At 69.7% G+C, this 15,272-nt stretch carries 15 protein-coding genes; 6 read left to right on the top strand and 9 right to left on the bottom strand.

Features of this window, described 5'->3' with window-relative positions; genetic code table 11:
- The first annotated feature begins 3 nt into the window (after window positions 1–3).
- The 6 genes from gpmI to FHS00_RS04155 are packed head-to-tail and all read left to right on the top strand — an operon-like array spanning window position 4 to window position 5,556.
- On the top strand, window positions 4–1,518 hold the full coding sequence (gene gpmI, locus FHS00_RS04180) for a 2,3-bisphosphoglycerate-independent phosphoglycerate mutase (protein ID WP_183470177.1): 1,515 nt from the start codon (window positions 4–6) through the stop codon (window positions 1,516–1,518).
- Window positions 1,515–2,633 carry a murein hydrolase activator EnvC family protein gene (locus tag FHS00_RS04175; RefSeq protein ID WP_183470175.1) on the top strand — a complete coding sequence of 373 codons (1,119 nt, stop codon included), beginning with the start codon at window positions 1,515–1,517 and terminating at the stop codon, window positions 2,631–2,633. The genes gpmI and FHS00_RS04175 overlap by 4 nt, the downstream gene beginning before the upstream one ends.
- Before the next feature lie 58 nt (window positions 2,634–2,691).
- Window positions 2,692–4,083: a S41 family peptidase gene (locus FHS00_RS04170; protein WP_183470173.1), complete on the top strand. Its 1,392-nt coding sequence runs from the start codon at window positions 2,692–2,694 to the stop codon at window positions 4,081–4,083.
- Window positions 4,080–4,562 carry an RNA pyrophosphohydrolase gene (locus FHS00_RS04165; RefSeq protein WP_183470171.1) on the top strand — a complete coding sequence of 161 codons (483 nt, stop codon included), beginning with the start codon at window positions 4,080–4,082 and terminating at the stop codon, window positions 4,560–4,562. The genes FHS00_RS04170 and FHS00_RS04165 overlap by 4 nt, the downstream gene beginning before the upstream one ends.
- A 17-nt stretch (window positions 4,563–4,579) precedes the next feature.
- Window positions 4,580–5,029: a hypothetical protein gene (locus FHS00_RS04160; protein WP_183470169.1), complete on the top strand. Its 450-nt coding sequence runs from the start codon at window positions 4,580–4,582 to the stop codon at window positions 5,027–5,029.
- Window positions 5,026–5,556 (top strand): GNAT family N-acetyltransferase, encoded by a 531-nt coding sequence (locus FHS00_RS04155; protein WP_221188705.1) that lies wholly within the window; start codon window positions 5,026–5,028, stop codon window positions 5,554–5,556. The genes FHS00_RS04160 and FHS00_RS04155 overlap by 4 nt, the downstream gene beginning before the upstream one ends.
- A 16-nt stretch (window positions 5,557–5,572) precedes the next feature.
- On the opposite strand, the gene FHS00_RS04150 is transcribed toward FHS00_RS04155, so the two are convergent.
- The 9 genes from FHS00_RS04150 to dapD form a co-directional block, all read right to left on the bottom strand.
- Window positions 5,573–6,829 carry a lytic murein transglycosylase gene (locus tag FHS00_RS04150; RefSeq protein WP_425486028.1) on the bottom strand — a complete coding sequence of 419 codons (1,257 nt, stop codon included), beginning with the start codon at window positions 6,827–6,829 and terminating at the stop codon, window positions 5,573–5,575.
- Between the two features lie 94 nt (window positions 6,830–6,923).
- Window positions 6,924–8,438, bottom strand: a complete 1,515-nt coding sequence (locus FHS00_RS04145) for an FAD-dependent oxidoreductase (RefSeq protein WP_183470164.1) — start codon at window positions 8,436–8,438, stop codon at window positions 6,924–6,926.
- Window positions 8,439–8,493: 55 nt separating this feature from the next.
- Entirely contained in the window at window positions 8,494–10,758 is a 2,265-nt protein-coding gene (gene rnr / locus FHS00_RS04140) for a ribonuclease R (protein WP_183470162.1), read from the bottom strand.
- A gap of 54 nt (window positions 10,759–10,812) precedes the next feature.
- Complete coding sequence (locus FHS00_RS04135; RefSeq protein WP_183470160.1) at window positions 10,813–11,241, bottom strand: GNAT family N-acetyltransferase; 429 nt, start codon at window positions 11,239–11,241, stop codon at window positions 10,813–10,815.
- Window positions 11,238–12,386, bottom strand: a complete 1,149-nt coding sequence (gene dapE, locus FHS00_RS04130) for a succinyl-diaminopimelate desuccinylase (RefSeq protein WP_183470158.1) — start codon at window positions 12,384–12,386, stop codon at window positions 11,238–11,240. Before dapE ends, FHS00_RS04135 begins: the two co-directional genes overlap by 4 nt.
- A gap of 72 nt (window positions 12,387–12,458) precedes the next feature.
- A complete protein-coding gene (locus FHS00_RS04125) occupies window positions 12,459–12,824 on the bottom strand; it encodes a hypothetical protein (RefSeq protein WP_183470156.1) in 366 nt (121 codons plus the stop codon).
- Between the two features lie 104 nt (window positions 12,825–12,928).
- Entirely contained in the window at window positions 12,929–13,186 is a 258-nt protein-coding gene (locus tag FHS00_RS04120) for a GlsB/YeaQ/YmgE family stress response membrane protein (RefSeq protein ID WP_183470700.1), read from the bottom strand.
- 79 nt (window positions 13,187–13,265) lie between these two features.
- Entirely contained in the window at window positions 13,266–14,297 is a 1,032-nt protein-coding gene (locus FHS00_RS04115; protein ID WP_183470154.1) for a sodium:calcium antiporter, read from the bottom strand.
- Window positions 14,298–14,421: 124 nt separating this feature from the next.
- Window positions 14,422–15,255: a 2,3,4,5-tetrahydropyridine-2,6-dicarboxylate N-succinyltransferase gene (gene dapD, locus FHS00_RS04110; protein WP_183470152.1), complete on the bottom strand. Its 834-nt coding sequence runs from the start codon at window positions 15,253–15,255 to the stop codon at window positions 14,422–14,424.
- Window positions 15,256–15,272 lie beyond the last annotated feature (17 nt).

The raw sequence follows: 15,272 nt of genomic DNA, 5'->3' as shown, positions 1-15,272 counted from the left end.
CCGATGACGACACCCAAACCCGTGGTCCTGTGTATCCTCGACGGCTGGGGCCTGCGCGCGGAGCGCGAGGGCAACGCGCCCGCATTGGCCAAGACCCCCGCTTTCGACCGGATCATGCAAGGTCCGAACGCCACGCTGGTGACGCATGGGCCGGATGTCGGGCTGCCTTCCGGGCAGATGGGCAACTCCGAGGTCGGTCACACCAATATCGGCGCCGGGCGGGTGGTCGCCATGGATCTCGGGCAGATCGACCTCGCGGTCGAGGACGGCTCCTTCCACGACGCCGAGGCGATCGTCGATTTCGCCAAGACCCTGCAGGATTCGGGCGGCACCGCGCATCTGTTCGGTGTCGTCTCGGATGGCGGCGTGCACGGCCATCTCGACCATATCGTCGCGGCGGCCAAGGCGCTGCGCGACCGCGACGTCGCGGTGACGATCCACGCCATCACCGACGGGCGCGACGTCGCGCCCTCTTCGGCCGACGCCTATGTCGAGGATCTGCTGCAGAAGTTGCCCGAGGGCACCCGGATCGCCACCGTGATCGGCCGCTACTTCGCGATGGATCGCGACAACCGCTGGGACCGGGTGAAGACCGCCTACGAGGCCATCGTGGCAGGCAAAGGCAACCGCGCCGAGGATCCGCTCGCGGCGGTGAAGGCGGCCTGGGATGCCGGCAAGACCGACGAGTTCATCCCCGCCACGGTGATCGGCGACTATGCCGGCATGCAGCCGCAGGACGGGTTGTTCTGCCTCAACTTCCGGGCCGACCGTGCGCGCGAGATCCTCGCTGCCATTGCCGATCCGGAGTTCGACGGCTGGGATCGCGGCGAGGCCCCGGCGCTGGCCGCGCGCCTCGGCATGGTCGAATACTCCGACAAGCATGTCGCCTGGTACAAGACCGTGTTTCCCAAGCGCGACATCGCCAACACGCTGGGCGCCTGGGTCGCGTCCAAGGGGCTGCGGCAGTTCCGTCTCGCCGAGACCGAGAAATACCCGCATGTCACCTTCTTCCTCAATGGCGGCAAGGAAGAGGCCGAGCCGGGCGAGGACCGCTTCATGCCGAAATCGCCGAACGTCGCCACCTATGACATACAGCCCGAGATGTCGGCCGGCGAAGTGACCGAGAAGTTCGTCGAGGCGATCGGCCAGGGCTACGACCTGATCGTCACCAACTTCGCCAACCCCGACATGGTCGGCCATACCGGCGATCTCGACGCCGCGATCCGCGCCTGCGAGGCGGTGGATCAGGGCCTCGCGCGGGTCTGCGAGGCCCTGGAGCAGGCGGGCGGCGCGATGATCGTCACCGCCGATCACGGCAATTGCGAGATGATGATCGACCCCGAGACCGGCGGGCCGCACACCTCGCACACGCTGAACCCGGTGCCGGTGGCGCTGTTCGGCGGGCCCGAGGGTGCGCGGCTGCGCGACGGGCGGCTGGCCGATCTGGCGCCGACGCTGCTGGACCTGATGGGCCTCGACCTGCCGTCCGAGATGACCGGGCGCAGCCTCATCGAATGAGGGCGGCGCTCGCCCTCGCGCTGGCGCTGCTCGCCACACCCGCCGCCGCGCAGGACACCGCCACTGCGGCGCGCGAGGCCGCCGCACGTCTCGCCGCCGCCTCGGAACAGCTCGACGCGGCGCAGGCCGCGCGTGACCGGGTCGCCGCGCTGACCGAGACGGTGCGCGCCTACGAGACCGGTCTCGAGGCGCTGCGCGACGGGCTGCGGCGCGCAGCGATCCGCGAGCGGGCCATCGCGGTGGAACTCGACGCGCGGCGCGAGGAGATCGCGGCGCTTCTGGGCGCGCTGCAGGCGATGTCGCGCGCTCCGGCGCCGGCCTTGCTGTTGCACCCGGCAGGGCCGCTGGGCACCGCGCGGGCCGGCCTGATCGCCGCCGAAGTTACCCCGGCATTGCAGGCCGAGGCCGAGAAGCTGCGCCTCGACCTGCAGGAGGCGGCCGATCTCGCCGCCCTGCAGCAAAGCGCGATCGTCACTCTGGAAGAGGGGCTGGCCGGGGCCCAGGCCGCGCGCAGCGCGCTCTCCGAGGCGATCTCGGAGCGCACCGACCTGCCGCGCCGTTTCACCGAGGACCCGGTCGCCACGGCGCTGCTGATCGCCTCGACCGACACGCTCGACGCCTTTGCCTCCGGGCTGGCGCAGACGGTGGATGCCGAGCTGTCGGCCAACGCGCCGGATGCCAGCGACCGCAAGGGATCGATCCCGCTGCCGGTGCAGGGACAGGTGCTGCGCGGCTTCGGCCAGGCCGACGCCGCCGGGGTGACCCGGCCCGGCCTCGTGATCGCGACCGCGCCGCGCAGCCTCGTCACCACGCCGGTCGCGGCGACGCTGCGGTTCCGCGGCGAGCTGCTCGATTACGGCAATGTCGCGATCCTCGAGCCGGCGGCAGGAGTTCTTGTGATTCTGGCCGGGCTCGCCGAGGTCTATGGCACCCCGGGAGAGATCCTGCCCGAGGGCGCGGCGGTGGGGCTGATGGGCGGAGAGCTGCCAGCCCCGCACGAAATCTTGACCGAAACGGCGCAGGGCGGTGGCGCGCCGCGCCCGGAAACGCTTTATCTGGAAGTGCGGGAGGGCGACGCGCCGGTCGACCCCGCCACGTGGTTCGTGTCCGGCTGATCTGCCGGGGGCACGACGGAAACGGCCGCAGCGCCGGAAACGAGAGGGAAGGTCGCGCATGAGGAAACTGCTACTGGCCGCGCTGGGCGGAACTGCGCTCGGGCTGGTCGTCACGACGCAGGTGGCCGGGCCGCTCGTCGCGCAGGAGGCCGAGCGCAACGCCAGCGTCTACGAACAACTCGATCTGTTCGGAGACATCTTCGAACGGATCCGCGCCGAATATGTCGAGGAAGTCGAGGAGAGCGAGCTGATCGAGGCCGCGATCAACGGCATGCTGACATCGCTCGACCCGCATTCCTCCTACCTGTCGCCCGAGGATGCCGCCGACATGCGCACCCAGACGCGCGGCGAGTTCGGCGGCCTCGGGATCGAGGTCACGCAGGAGGAGGGGATCGTCAAGGTCGTCTCGCCGATGGACGGCACCCCTGCCGACGCCGCCGGCATCCTCGCCGGTGACTTCATCACCGCCGTCGATGGCGAAAGCGTGCTCGGCCTGACCCTCGACGAGGCGGTCGACCTGATGCGCGGGCCGGTCGGCTCCGAGATCATCATCACCGTGGTGCGCGAGGGCGAGGAAGAGCCCTTCGACGTCTCGATCATCCGCGACACGATCAAGCTCAACGCCGTGCGCGCCCGGACCGAGGGCGACACCATCGTGGTCCGCGTCACCACCTTCAACGACCAGACCTATCCCGACCTGAAAAAGGGTCTGGCCGAGGAGATCGAGAAGGCGGGCGGGCTCGACAACGTCAACGGCGTGGTGCTCGACCTGCGCAACAACCCCGGCGGTCTGCTGAACCAGGCGATCTACGTCTCCGACGCCTTCCTCGAGGCAGGAGAGATCGTCTCGACCCGTGGCCGCGACGTGATCCAGTCCGAGCGCAACAACGCCACCCCAGGCGACCTGATCGACGGCAAGCCGATGGTGGTGCTGGTCAATGGCGGCTCCGCCTCGGCCTCCGAGATCGTCGCCGGCGCGCTGCAGGACCATCGCCGCGCCATCGTCGTCGGCACCCAGAGCTTCGGCAAGGGCTCGGTCCAGACGGTGATGCCGCTGCGGGGCGAAGGCGCGATGCGGCTGACCACGGCGCGCTACTACACGCCGTCGGGCCGCTCGATCCAGGCGCTGGGCATCTCGCCCGACATCATCGTCGAGCAGCCCCGGCCCAAGCCCGTCGCGGAGACCGAGGAGGAGAACACGACGCCGCGTCCGCTGCGGTCGGAGGCCGATCTGCGCGGCAGCCTCGACAATGACAGCCTGACCGAGGACGAGATCAAGCAGCTCGAGGCCGACCGCGAGCGGGCCGAGAAGGCGGCGGAACTGCGCGAGCAGGACTACCAGCTCGCCTATGCGATCGACATCCTCAAGGGCCTCTCCGCGCTCGGTCCCCGGTCGCTGCCCGACCCCGAGAAGCGGGCCGAGGCCGCGGAGGAGGAGGAGGCGCAGTGAGGCCATCGAGCATCGCCGCGCTGCCGTTCCGCCCCTGCGTGGGCGTCATGCTGGTCAATGCCGAGGGCAAGGTCTTCGTCGGCCAGCGGATCGATCGCGACCAGGATGCCTGGCAGATGCCGCAAGGCGGCATCGACCCGGGCGAGGACGTGACCGGGGCGGCGCTGCGCGAGCTGCGCGAGGAGACCGGCGTGACGCCCGACAAGGTGATCATGGTGGCCCAGACCGAGGCGCCGCTGCGTTATGATCTGCCCGCCGACGTGGTGCCGCATATCTGGGGCGGCCGCTATCGCGGCCAGGCCCAGACATGGGTGCTGATGCGCTTCACGGGGCGGGATTCCGACATCGACATCGCCACCGAGCACCCGGAGTTCAGCGCATGGAAATGGATCGACCCCGCCGAGCTGGTCTCGGCCATCGTGCCCTTCAAGCGGCGCGTCTACGAACAGGTTCTGGAGCAGCTCGGGCCGCTGGTCTGAGCCTCGTTCTGGCAGCGGTGGCGCAGCCTGCCACCGCCCTGTCCTGCCTCGTGCCCGACCCGATCCGCAGCTTCGCGGAGATTCACGCCGCGCCCGAAAGCTACCGCGCCTATGTCGGAAGCTTCGCCTTCGACGCGGACAAGCTGCCGCCGATGCAGGATCTGTCTCAGCCGGTGACCGCGACCCCGAATCCGGTGCCGGCCGAATTCGCCGGTCGCCAGCTCGGGCCGACCGGCTTCGACACGCCGGTCGAGGCGCCGATGATCCTGCAACCCTCCTGCGCCGGGCCTTGGTGTGGCAGCCTGTCCCCCGGCGACGAGGTGCTGGTCTTCGCGCGCGAGGAGGACGGGCGGCTGATCGTCGATCTCGAACCCTGCCCGGGCAAGGTGCAGGGCGCGCCGGATGCCGCCATGCGCGAGAGGCTGGCCGCCTGCATGCGCGGCGAGGACTGCCTGCCGGATCAATGAGCGAGATGCCTGTCCGGATCGAGCCGATCTCCCCGAAGGATGTCGAGGATTTCTGCGCGGCGCTCGACTCCGTGGCGCGGGAGAGGCTCTACCTCGCGGCCTTCGAGGCGCCGCCGATCGAACAGGTGCGCGCCTTCGTCGAAACCAATCTGCGCGAGGGCAACCCGCATGTCGTGGCCCGCGGCGGTGATCGTCTCCTCGGCTGGTGCGACATCACCCGCCATCGCTCGCCGCTGCGGGCGCATTGCGGCGTGCTCGGCATGGGGGTCGTGGCCGGGCATCGTGGCGCCGGGATCGGGCGGGCGCTTCTGGGCGCCGCGCTGAGCGCGGCGCGGGTGGCAGGCATGCTGCGGGTCGAGCTTGAGGTACGCGGCTCCAACACCCCGGCCATCGCGCTCTACGAGCGGATGGGCTTTCGCCACGAGGGGCGAAAGCTCGCCGCATGCCGCTTCGACGGGACGACCGACGACATGCTGATCATGGGGTTGGTCTGGCCGGAGCCGGGGCCTGCGAGGGTGGCGGGCTGAACCGCCACCCCAGCGTTCAGCGCAGCCGCTTGAGCAGCGATTCCGAGGCGAAGCCGTCGACCGGCAGGCCGTTGACCTGCTGGTAGCGGCGGATCGCGGCGGTGGTGTTCGGGCCGATGATGCCGTCGGCACCGCCGGTGTCGAAGCCCAGCGCGGTCAGGCGGCGCTGCACCTCGGAGCGTTCGGCCCGGTTCAGCGCCCGGCCGGTGGCCATCGGCGTGCGGAACGGCCCGGCTCCGGCGATCCGGTCGCCCAGATGGCCGACGCCGATCGCATAGGCATCGGCGGCGTTGTAGCGCTTGATGACGTCGAAGTTCTTGAAGGTCATGAAGGCCGCGCCCTGCGCGCCCTCGGGCACCAGGATCTCGGCCGCGCCGAAATCGCCGATCCGCCCGCCGGTCGCCGCCTGCACGCCCAGCGCCTGCCATTCGGCGGCGCTCTTCTTGGTGCCGCCGGCGAGGCCGTAGTTGAAGCCCGCGGGCAGCACCACTTCGACGCCCCAGGGCTGGCCGCGGCGCCAGCCGAAGCTGGAGAGGTATTTCGCGGTCGAGGCGAGACCGTCGGTCGGATCGTCCGACCAGATGTCGCGCCGCCCGTCGCCGCGGAAATCGGCGGCATAGGCCTCGTAGGAGGTGGGGATGAACTGGGTGTGGCCCATCGCCCCGGCCCAGCTGCCCTTCATGTTCTCGGGGCTGACATCGCCGTTCTGCAGGATCTTGAGCGCCGAGGTGAGCTGCTGCTCGAAGAAGCGGCCCCTGCGGCCCTCATAGGCGAGGGTCGCGAGCGCCGAGACCACGGGCACGTCGCCGCGTCGCTTGCCGAAATTGCTCTCCATGCCCCAGACCGCGAGCACGGTCTGCCGGTCGACGCCGTAGCGGGCTTCGATCTCCGACAGCAGGCTCGAATATTGCGACAGCATCGCCCGGCCGGTCTCGACACGGGTGTCGGAGGCGGCGGTGGAGAGGTACTCGCCCAGAGTCTTGGTGAACTCGGCCTGGTTGCGGTCCTTCTCGATCACGCCGGGGATATAGCCGGCGGAGGCGAAGGCGTGGTCGAAGGTGGCGCCGGAGACGCCGGCCGACAGCGCGCGCGGGCGGTAGCCTGCGACCCAGTTCGAAAAACCGGCATTGGGGCGGGGGCGCATGTTCTCGTCCATCTTTTCCGCGCGGGCGGGGGGGCGGAGCGAGCTGTCGAGGGGTCCGGAGACCGCCCCGCACGAGGCCAGCGCCGCGAGTGCGAGGCCCAGAAGGCCCGCCCGTCCAAATGTCGTCAAGTTCCGCACCGACTGCTCCTTTTCGTTTGTGGCAGCACTACCGCGATGCAGGTGAGTCGCCACAGGGGCGCGGCACCGGGCGGCGGGAAATCGCCTAGAGCGGTAGCGGCCCACCAACGCGCGCCATCTCGGCATGGGCGCGGGCGATCTCGGCGTCGCAGCCCGCCCCGAGCAGCGCCATGACCCGGCCGTCCCGGATGAAGCGCGCGACGAAATCGCCGGATGCCTCGCCGTCGATGCGTATCTCGTCCCAATCCTCGGCATGGCCGAGATAGCGGTATTGCCGGCCCAGCGCGGTCCAGAAGAAGGGGATGTCCGGCGCGCCGGTGTCGTGTCCCAGCATGGCCCGCGCCGCGCGCGCGCCGTGCTGGCGCGCGAGCCGCCAATGCTCGATCCGAGTGCGGCCCCATGGGGTCGGCAGGCGGGCGACGTCGCCCGCGGCCCAGACCCCCTCCAGCCCCTCAACCGCGAGGTCTGGACCGGTTGCCAGCCCGCCATCATCCTCGGGCGACAGCCCCTCGATATCGGTGGCGGGCCGCACCCCGATGGCGAGCAGCACCAGATCGGCGTCGAGTCGGGACCCGTCCTCCAGCCGCACCGCCGCGACCCGGCCGTCGCCCTCGAAGCCCGCAACTTTCGCGCCGGTGACGAAGCGCACGCCCTTGGCCTCATGCTCGGCCATGATCGCCCGGCCCACCGCTTCGCCCACGATCCGAGCCAGCGGCACCGCTTCGCGCAGCGCGACGGTGACCTCGAGCCCGCGCTTGGCGATGCTCAGCGCCGCCTCCATGCCGGTGAAGCCGCCGCCGACCACGACCGCCTGGCGCGCCGTGCCGGCGTCGCGGGCCAGCACCTCGCCCTCCTGGCGTGAGCGCAGGTGGTGCAGCCCGCCCAGATCGCTGCCGGGCAGGTCGAGGCGGTTGGCGGTGCCGCCGGTGGCGATGAGCAGCGAATCGTAGCCATGGACCGCGCCGGTTTCGGTACGGATCTCGTGCCGGGCGGCGTCAATCGCCGCGACCCGGCCCTCGATCAGGTCGATGTCGCGCGCGGCCAGCGCCTCCGGCGGCGTCAGGGTGAGATGACGCGGCAGGTCGCCCGTGGCCAGCACCGCCTTGCTGAGCAAGGTGCGGTCATAGGGCGGTTGTCCCTCGGGCGAGATCATCGCGATGCTCCCCTCAAAGCCCTCCTCGCGCAGGGTCAGCGCGCAGGCATCGGCGGCGGCGCCGGTGCCCGCGATGACGACGCGGCGGTTGTCCGCGCCGCGCCGCACATGCGCCGGAGCAGGATGCGGATCAGCGCCTTCGGGGATCTCCACCGTCACCCGCCCATCCGCGATGGCGACCGCGTAGCGGGCCAGGTCGCCATGGCCCGGCGGTTGGGTCTGCCGGCCGGACGAGACGTCGAAGCAGGCATGGTGGAACGGGCAGATCAGCCGGTCGCCTTCCAGATGCCCCTTGGAGAGGGGCAGTCCGAAATGCGGGCAGGCATGGGCCAGCGCCGTCACCTCCGACCCGCGCCGGATCACCAGGATGGCGGTCTCGCCCGCCATCCCCTTGATCGGGCGGTTCTCCTCGAAATCCTCGAGCGTGCCGATATCGTGCCGTGCCATGTCGCCCTCCGCCGGTAGCTCTGGGCGAACCGGCGGAAGGACGGGTGGTTCCGGCTCAACGCTTGCGCGTGACCTTGCGCTTTTCCTTCTTGGCCTTGGCCGCCGCCTTCTTCTTGGCGGCGCCGAGCTTGCGCTTGGCCGGCTTGCCGGAGCGGCGGGAGGGGCCACGGGGCATGGTCGCGCCGTCGATCTCCACCAGCTCCGCGATCAGCCCGCCGGAGATCGGCGCGGCCTCCACCAGCCGCGCGGTGACGCGCTGTCCCAGCGCGATCACCCGGCCGCTGTCCGAGCCCATCAGGGTCTGGTCCTCGGCGTCGAAGTGGAAGAACTCGTTGCCCAGCGAGCGGATCGGCACCAGCGCGTCGGCGCCGGTCTCATCGAGCTTCACGAAGACACCGAAGCGGGCGATGCCGCTGATCCTTCCGGGAAGCTCCGCGCCGATCCGGTCGGACATGAAGGCGGCGAGGTAGCGGTCGGTGGTGTCGCGCTCGGCCAGCATCGAGCGGCGCTCGGTGTCCGAGATCTGCTTGGCGGTGGCGTCGAGCTGTTCGATGTCGACCGGCGAAAGCCCGTCCTTGCCCCAGCCATGGGCCGAGATCAGGCCGCGATGCACGATCAGGTCGGAGTAGCGCCGGATCGGCGAGGTGAAATGGGCGTAATTGGCGAGCGCCAAGCCGAAATGCCCGAAATTCTCGGGGTTGTAATAGGCCTGGGTCATCGAGCGCAGCGTGGCGAGGTTGATCAGCTCGTCGGTCTCGGTGCCCTCGGCCTGGGCCAGCAGCCGGTTGAGATGCGCGGTCTTGAGCACTTGCCCCTTGGCCAGCACCAGCCCCGCCCCCTTGGCCACCTCGCGCAGCGCGTCGAGCTTGTCGGGGTTGGGCTCCTCATGGACGCGGAACAGCAGCGGCGTGCGCTTGGCGATCAGCGTCTCGGCGGCGCAGACATTGGCCAGCACCATGAATTCCTCGATCAGCCGGTGCGCGTCGAGCCGGTCCTTGAAGGAGATCGAGGTCACCTGGCCCATTTCGTTCAGCTCGATCCGCCGCTCGGGCAGGTCGAGCTCCAGCGGCTGGCGCCGGTCGCGGGCCTTCACCAGCGCCGCATAGGCCGCCCAGAGCGGGCGCAGCACCGTGTCGAGCAGGGTGGCGGCGCGGTCGCTGGGCTGGCCGTCGATGGCCTCCTGCGCCTCCTCGTAGGAGAGCGAAGCGGCCGAGCGCATCAGCGCCCGTTCGAAGCGGTGGTCGAGCTTGTGGCCCTCGGCGTCGATGCGGATGCGCAGCGCGATCACCGCGCGCGGCACGCCCTCATGCAGCGAGCACAGATCCCCGGAGAGCCGGTCGGGCAGCATCGGCACCACCCGGTCCGGGAAATAGGTGGAGTTACCGCGCTTGCGCGCCTCGCGGTCGAGTTCGGAGCCCGGCGTGACGTAATGCGCGACGTCGGCGATCGCGACCCAGAGGACGTGGCCGCCCTCGTTGTCGGGCGCGTCGTCGGGTTGGGCCAGCACCGCGTCGTCATGGTCGCGCGCATCCGACGGGTCGATGGTGACGAGCGGCAGTTCGCGCAGATCCACCCGGCCCTTGAGACCGGCGGGCTTCATCTTGTCGGTCTCGGCCAGCACCGCGTCGGGGAAATGGTCGGGGATGCCGTGCTGGTGGATCGCGATCAGCGAGACGGCGCGCGGGGCGGACGGATCGCCGAGCCGCGAGGTCACGCGCGCCTTGGGCAGGCCGAGCCGGCCCTTGGGGCCCGACTGCTCGGCCTCCACGAGCTCGCCGTCCTTGGCGCCGTGCTCGGCCCCGGCGGGGACGATCCACTGTTTGTCGACGCCCTTGTCGATCGGCATGATGTGTCCGCCCTCGGAGCTCTTCTTGAAGATGCCGAGGATGCGCAGCGGGTTGGTGCCGATCTTGCGGATCAGCCGCGCGGTGTAGTCCTGATCCTCGCCCGGGGTGGCGGTGAGCTTGGCGAGGATGCGGTCGCCCGCGCCCAGGCTCGCATCGCTCTCGCGGGGCAGGATCAGGACGGTCGGTTCGGCGCCCTCGCCATGCCACTCCAGCGGCCGCGCCCAGAGATCGCCATCCGGATCGGGCGGCAGCACCGAGAGCACCGAGACGGGCGGCAGCCGGTCCGGGTCGCGATAGGTCCGGCGTTTCTTCTGGAGATGCCCCTCATCCTCGAGATCGCGCAGCAGGCGCTTGAGGTCGATCCGCGCCGCGCCCTTGATGCCGAAGGCACGGGCGATGTCGCGTTTGGCGGTCTGGGTCGGGTTGTCGGAGATCCACTGCAGGATCTCCTCGCGGGAGGGCAATCTGTTCATGCGCAGCAGGTAGCACGCACATGGGGGGTCGTCACGCGATCACGTGGCGAAGCCTCAGTGGTCGAGCCGCTTCTCCATGTCGCGATGCGGGATGCCGGCATCGTCGTATTCCGGCCCGTAGGCGGTGTAGCCGAGCTTCTCGTAGAAGGGCAGGGCCTGGGTCTGGGCCGAGAGGTAGAGCCGGGTGACGCCGGGCCGCGAGCGCAGCGCCTCCTCGGCCTGGCGCATGATCGCGGCGCCAAGCCCGGTGCCGCGATGCTCGCGCAGCACCGCGACGCGGCCGATCTTGCCGGTTTCGCCGCGGATCAGCAGCCGTGCGGTGCCGGCGGGCTTGCCGTCGCAGGTGGCGATCAGGTGGATCGCCTCGGCGTCGAGCCCGTCCATCTCGTCGGCTTCGGAGACGTTCTGCTCCTCGATGAAGACGGTGCGGCGCAGCGCGTGGCAATGGGTGAGGTCGGTGGTCTCGGTGATCTCGTGTTTCACGTGAAGTAGTCCTTGAGGATGCGGGCATAGACCGATTTCAATCGGTGGATCTGGGCGATCTCCACCCGCTCGTCGACCTGATGCATGGTCTGGCCGACCAGGCCGAACTCGACCACCGGGCAATGGGCCTTCACGAAGCGCGCATCCGAGGTGCCGCCGGTGGTCGACAGCGCCGGGCGCAGCCCGGTCTCGGCCTCGACGGCGCCCGCCACCAGTTCCGACAGCCGGCCCGGCGGGGTCAGGAAGGCCTCGCCAGAGATCTTCACCTCGAGCCCGATCTCGACGCCGAATTCCTCGGCCACCCAATCGGCCTCGGCGCGCAGCCATTCGGTCAGCTTGGTGCCGCTGTGCAGGTCGTTGAAGCGGATGTTGAGCGTGGCGCGGCACTGGCGCGGGATCACGTTGGTGGCCGGGTTGCCGGTGTCGACGGTCACCACGGCCAGCGTCGAGGCGTCGAAATGCTCGGTGCCCTGGTCGAGCGCGTGGCTCGACAGGTGATCGACCAGCCGCGCCATCGCCGGGATCGGGTTGTTGGCGCGGTGCGGATAGGCGGAATGGCCCTGCACCCCGGTGACGGTGAGAAAGGCGTTGAGCGAGCCGCGCCGACCGATCTTGATCATCTCGCCGAAGGTCTCGGGGCAGGTCGGCTCGCCCACGAGGCAGACATCCATCCGCTCGCCCGCATCATTCATCCAGTCAAGCAGCGCGGTCGTGCCGTCGCGCGCCTCGCCCTCCTCGTCGCCGGTGATGGCGAGGATCACCGCGCCCTCGGGGGGCGTCTCCCGGACGAAGTCGATGGCGGCGGCGACGAAGGCCGCGAGGCCCGATTTCATGTCGCAGGCGCCCCGGCCATAGAGCTGGCCGTCCTTTTCCTCGGCACCGAAGGGATCGACCGACCAGTCGTCGCGATTGCCCACCGGGACGACGTCGGTGTGACCGTTGAATCCGAAGGTCTTGGTTGCACCCTTCTCACCCCAGCGGGCGAAGAGGTTGGCGACATCGCCGCGATCGACGCGGGTGCAGTCGAACCCGGCCGCCTCCAACTCCTGCTGCAGCAACACCAGCGCGCCGCCCTCCTCGGGCGTGACCGAGGGGCAGCGGATCAGCCGCGCGGTCAGGTCGGCGGGGTCGATGGTCTGGGGCATCCGGTCACTCCTTCGATTGGCGAAGGGGTAGCGCGGGGCGGGCATGGTTTCAATCTCGCCCACTCGGCGCGGTCAGTGCACCGTGTCGGAGCCGCCCTTGGCGTCCTCGTAGAAGGGGGTCATCTGCGCCACGATCACCGAGTTCTCCTCGAGGGCGCGGCCCATCAGCGCGCGCTCCTCCTCGTCGATATCGTGGCCCTCGGCGAGGCGCTCGTCGAGCGTGCCGTAGCCGGTGACGTCGAGCGGCGCGAGATCGGCCTGTTTGAGGATGGCCACGGTCTCGCGCACCGCCTCGGCCTCGTCCACGCCCGAGGCATAGCACATCAGCGCGGCGCCGGTCGCGCCCTCGGGCAGCCCGTCACCGTTCTTGCGGCCGACCTCGACCAGCAGCGTGTAGACCTGCTGCTCGCGCTTCGGCTTGTCCTTCTTCTCGGCCATGGCGCCCTCCATCTGCTGGGCCTGCAGGTGGCACCCAAGCGCCCCGGACGCAAGACCCCGCGCCGTTGCCGGCGCGGGGTCCGAAGGCGTCGTCGTTCGAAGCGTCAGGCGCGTTTGCCGCGCACCAGCCGCGCCAGGAAGATCAGGATGCAGGCGCCGATGAAGCCCGCGATCAGCGAGCCGAGCCAGCCGACCAGCGCCTCGCCCATGATCAGGCTCAGCAGCCAGTTGAACAGGATCGCGCCGAGGATCCCGATGATGATGTTCATCAGAAGGCCCATATCCGCCTTCATCACTTTCTCGGCCAGCCATCCGGCGATCGCGCCGATGATGATGGTCATGAACCAGCCCACACCCGTCATGTCGTCCACTCCAATATTCCGACCGGCATGCCCGGTCCTTCCAAGCGTGAACACGCGAAGGTGAGGTTGCGTTCCGAACCTATCCGTTCAGCACTTCGATCGTGGCCGCGATCCCATAAACCGCGAGCATCGCGACGCTTTCGAAGCCGATCCGGGCCGGACCCTCGCGCTGTCGGGCGATCAGGCCGGCCAGCAGGATGCCGGTCATCAGCAGCCCGGTGCCGAGCCAGTAGAGGTCGGTGGTGCCGACCGCGTGGTAGAGCGACCCCTCGCGCAGGCTTACGTCAGAGATCACCAGGAACAGCGTGTCGAAGGTGTTACCGCCGATGATGCCGCCCACGGCGAGTTGCAGCGCGCCGCGCCGCACCGCGACGATGGTGGTGACGAATTCGGGCAGCGAGGTGACGACGGCGGTGATCAGCGAGCCGACGAGGCTCGAACGCAGCCCGAAGCGTTCGATGAAGGTGCTGCCGACCTGCGCGATCACGAAGCCGCCCAACCCCATCACCGCGACCAGAGCCGCGAAGCGCAGCGCCGGGCCGGTGACGGAGCGGCCCGCCTCGTCGTCATCCTCGGGCTCGTCGGTGCGGGTCTCGGAGGTCATCACCGGCCGCCACATCGGCTTCTCCGAGACTTGGGCCGAGACGCGCACGCCGTAGAGATAGGTGAGAAACAGCGCCACCGAGACGGGGTGCACGCCGAAATAGGCGACCTCGGGCCCGGCGATGGCGCAGAGCGGCAGGCTGAGCAGGATCATCAGCATCACCGCCTGGAACAGGTTGGCCGGTTCGGCCGCGGCATGTTCGAGATTGGCGCGCCGGTAGATCAGGTCGGCGATGGCGAGAAACAGGGTCTGCGCCGCGATTCCGCCCACCGCGTTCGAGAAGGCGAAGGAAGCGTCGCCGTTCAGCGCGGCGTTGACCGAGACCACCACACCGGCCAGCGAGGTCGCGCCGCCGAGGATGATCCCGCCTGCCATCGCCTCACCCATCCGGGTCCGGTCGGCGATGATGTCGGCCAGCCGCGTGGCCCGGATCGAGGAGAAGATGACGGCCGCTGCAGCAAGGGCGAAGGCGACCAGAAGAAGCGGAAGGGGCAGGTTCTGGATCATGGCGGCCCAAGCGCATGGGCGGGAACGGGGTTCCGCCCATCGGGCCGGTTTCGCGAATCCGGTGCCATTGATACCAAAAAGGGGCGCCGTGGCGCCCCTTCTCCGATGGTCGTTGCGCCGCGGCTCAGTCGCGCAGCAGCTCGTTGATGCCGGTCTTGGAGCGGGTCTGGGCGTCGACCTTCTTGACGATCACGGCGCAGTAGAGGTTCACGCCGCCCTTGGAAGGCAGCGAGCCCGAGACCACGACCGAGTAGGGCGGGATCTCGCCATAGCTGACTTCGCCGGTCTCGCGGTCGAAGATCTTGGTCGACTTGCCGATATAGACACCCATGCCGAGCACCGAGCCCTCGCGCACGATGCAGCCCTCGACCACCTCGGAACGGGCGCCGATGAAGCAGTTGTCCTCGATGATGGTCGGGTCGGCCTGCAGCGGCTCGAGCACGCCGCCGATGCCGACGCCACCCGACAGGTGCACGTTCTTGCCGATCTGGGCGCAGGAGCCGACCGTGGCCCAGGTGTCGACCATCGTGCCCGAATCGACATAGGCGCCGAGATTGACGAAGGACGGCATCAGCACCACGCCGGGCGCGATATAGGCCGATTTGCGGACCACCGCGTTGGGCACCGCGCGGAAGCCCGCATCGCGCCAGCGGTTCTCGCCCCAGCCAGCGAACTTGCTGTCGACCTTGTCCCACCAGCCGCCGCCCTGCGGGCCACCGGCCTGCATCTCCATGTCCTTGATGCGGAAACCCAGCAGCACCGCCTTTTTGGCCCACTGGTTCACGTGCCAGTCGTTGCCGCGCTTTTCGGCGACGCGCAGCGCGCCGCTGTCGAGCGCGTTCAGCGTGTCGAGGATCGCCTCGCGGGTTTCGCCACCCGTGGCGGGGGTAATCGTGTCGCGCGCCTCCCAGGCGGCCTCGATCGCGGTTTCGAGCTGGGCGGTGTCGGTATCGGCCATGGGATGGGCTCCGGTTT

The sequence above is a fragment of the Limimaricola variabilis genome (genome assembly GCF_014195545.1).
Taxonomy (GTDB): Bacteria; Pseudomonadota; Alphaproteobacteria; order Rhodobacterales; family Rhodobacteraceae; genus Limimaricola; species Limimaricola variabilis.
This window is presented reverse-complemented; position numbering and strand designations above follow the sequence as displayed.

Coding starts and splice junctions, on each gene's coding strand:
- rnr (WP_183470162.1), bottom strand. CDS start 10,758: ATGAACAGATTGCCCTCCCGCGAGGAGATCCTGCAGTGGATCTCCGAC.
- FHS00_RS04145 (WP_183470164.1), bottom strand. CDS start 8,438: ATGGCACGGCACGATATCGGCACGCTCGAGGATTTCGAGGAGAACCGC.
- FHS00_RS04175 (WP_183470175.1), top strand. CDS start 1,515: ATGAGGGCGGCGCTCGCCCTCGCGCTGGCGCTGCTCGCCACACCCGCC.
- gpmI (WP_183470177.1), top strand. CDS start 4: ATGACGACACCCAAACCCGTGGTCCTGTGTATCCTCGACGGCTGGGGC.
- FHS00_RS04115 (WP_183470154.1), bottom strand. CDS start 14,297: ATGATCCAGAACCTGCCCCTTCCGCTTCTTCTGGTCGCCTTCGCCCTT.
- FHS00_RS04155 (WP_221188705.1), top strand. CDS start 5,026: ATGAGCGAGATGCCTGTCCGGATCGAGCCGATCTCCCCGAAGGATGTC.
- FHS00_RS04170 (WP_183470173.1), top strand. CDS start 2,692: ATGAGGAAACTGCTACTGGCCGCGCTGGGCGGAACTGCGCTCGGGCTG.
- FHS00_RS04120 (WP_183470700.1), bottom strand. CDS start 13,186: ATGACGGGTGTGGGCTGGTTCATGACCATCATCATCGGCGCGATCGCC.
- dapD (WP_183470152.1), bottom strand. CDS start 15,255: ATGGCCGATACCGACACCGCCCAGCTCGAAACCGCGATCGAGGCCGCC.
- FHS00_RS04125 (WP_183470156.1), bottom strand. CDS start 12,824: ATGGCCGAGAAGAAGGACAAGCCGAAGCGCGAGCAGCAGGTCTACACG.
- dapE (WP_183470158.1), bottom strand. CDS start 12,386: ATGCCCCAGACCATCGACCCCGCCGACCTGACCGCGCGGCTGATCCGC.